Genomic DNA, 2,296 nt, shown 5'->3' on the forward strand with positions numbered 1-2,296 from the left:
TGTCGGCGGCGGCTGAACCGTGACCCAGTTTGGGCGGGTCAAAAGTGACCCAGGTGTCTTCTGTTTCGTGTGTTCAGCAGTCGTTGTCTTGGGTGTCGGTGGGGATGCGTCCGAGTTCGCGTCCCCGCATCCGATACGAGTCGCCCTTGAACGAGTGGACCTCGGCGTGGTGGACGAGGCGGTCGATCATCGCGGCGGCGACGGTCTCGTCGCCGAAGACCTCTCCCCAGCGCCCGAAGGGCTTGTTGCTGGTCACGATCACGGACGCCCGTTCGTATCTGTTCGAGACCAGCTGGAAGAACAGGTTCGCGGCCTCGGCCTCGAAGGGGATGTATCCCACTTCGTCCACCACGATCAGCGGGTAGCGGCCGAGCTTGGTCAGCTCCTGCTGGAGGCGTCCGGCCTGGTGGGCGGCGGCGAGCCGGTCAACCCATTCCGAGGCGGTCGCGAACGCGACGCGGTGGCCGGCCTGGCAGGCGCGGACCCCGAGTCCGATCGCGAGGTGTGTCTTCCCGGTGCCCGGCGGGCCCAGAAAAACGGCGTTCTCCTTCCCGGCGATGAAGTCCAACGTGCCCAGATGCGCGAGCTGTTGGCGCGTCAGACCGCGCAGATGGGTGACGTCGAGTTCCTCGATCGTCTTGATCGCGGGGAAGCGTGCCGCCCGCACTCGGGCCTCGCCGCCGTGCGATTCACGGGCGGACACTTCGCGCTGGAGGCAGGCGACGAGGTACTCGGCGTGGGTCCAGGACTCCTTGCGGGCCCGCTCGGCGAGCCGGTCGGCGGCGTCCAGCAGGGCCGGGGCCTTCATCGCTCTGGCGAGGAAGGCCAGGTCGGCGGCGGTCTGCTGGCCCGTCCGGCGGCCCGCCGACGGCGTCGTGGGGCTGGCGGTCTCACCGGCGTGGGCCTCGGGCGGTTCGTTGTCGCGGGTGGCTGTGGCGGTGCGGGGCATCAGCCGGCCTCCTGGTTGTTGCCGCCGTCGATGACGGTGAACAGGCGGTCATAGGAGCCGAGCTCGCGCTGTTCGACCTCGACCAGTGGTCCCGAGCCGGCCGCGGCGGCCTGCCGGCGGTGCACTTCCTGGCGCATCACCACGCCGGTGGCGGCGTGTTCGGGGTCGGTGATGGTCTGGTGGCGGGCCCAGCAGCGCGCGTGCTGGGCAACGATCTCGCCGCCGGTGGCCAGCACGAGGACCTGGTCGTTGTCGCAGAGCACGGTCACCGTCTTCCCGATCGCGGCGGGGTCGACGGAGTAGTCGTTGGTGTCGATGCGGACGTAGTGATCGCGGCCGAGGCGGATGGAGAACCTCCACCAAGAGGGCGGATCGACCGGCGGCAGAGCGATCATCCCGGCCTTGTCCGCTTCCCACCGGTCGGTGGGCCGGGCCTGCAAAGTGCGGTGCTGGCGCCGGTTGGCGACCTTCAGCCAGGCGGTCAGCTGGGTGTTGAAGTCGTCCGGGCCGGAGAAGTGACGGCCCGGCAGGAAGCTGGTTTCCAGATAGCCGTTGGCCCTCTCGACCAGCCCTTTCGCTTCCGGATCCCGGGGACGGCAGAGGTAGATCTTGGTGGAGAGCAGACCCGCGAACGCGGCGAACTCACCCGTCACCCGGCCCCGGCCGATGCCGGACTCGTTGTCCCAGACGAGCATTTTCGGGACGGCATTCCACTCGGTCAGCAGGCGCCAGTGCCCGTCGATCAGGTCCCCAGTCCGCCGGGAGGGCAGCATCCTCGCGGCGATGACCCGCGAGTATCCGGACACCATCACCAAGACCGGCGGCCGGCCCGTCTGCCCATAGCCGAGCGGGATGTCCGCCTCGGGGAACCACAGGTCGCACTGGGCCAGCTCGCCCGGCCGATACGTCGTCCGGGAGACCGGGTCCACCGGCAAATACGCCGGTCTGAGCTCACGCACGCGTTCCTTGAGGATCGTCATCCCACGCTGCCAGCCGATCCGCTCCGCGATCACCGTCGCGGGCATCGTCGGCGTCTCCCGCAAAAGCTCGCGGATCTGCACCTCGACCGCGTCCACCGCCGAGCCCTTCAGCGCACGCTCGTACTTCGGCGGCCGGTCATGCGCCAGCGCACGCTTCACGGTGTTCTTCGAGATGCCCAGGTGCCGGGCGATCGCCCGGATCGGCATCTGCTCGGCCCGGTGCAGCCTGCGGATCTCAGCCCAGTCTTCCACGTGGATCACCTCTTCCCTCCTGACCTTGATCACCAAGGCCAGGATCAGATGAAGATCACCAAGTGGGTCAGATTTGATACGCCGTCAGTGAGCCCATTTTGGGCCGTCGCCGAGA

Annotated in this window: 2 protein-coding genes; both read right to left on the bottom strand. The window is 68.5% G+C overall.

The genetic code is table 11. The features are described 5' to 3' along the window. Positions 1 to 73: 73 nt before the first annotated feature. Positions 74 to 949: an IS21-like element helper ATPase IstB gene (gene istB / locus ACWD35_RS45370; protein ID WP_451357160.1), complete on the bottom strand. Its 876-nt coding sequence runs from the start codon at positions 947 to 949 to the stop codon at positions 74 to 76. Then, a complete protein-coding gene (istA, locus tag ACWD35_RS45375) occupies positions 949 to 2,190 on the bottom strand; it encodes an IS21 family transposase (RefSeq protein WP_451357161.1) in 1,242 nt (413 codons plus the stop codon). Before istA ends, istB begins: the two co-directional genes overlap by 1 nt. Between the last annotated feature and the right edge of the window lie 106 nt (positions 2,191 to 2,296).

The sequence above is a fragment of the Streptomyces sp. NPDC002671 genome (assembly GCF_053592475.1).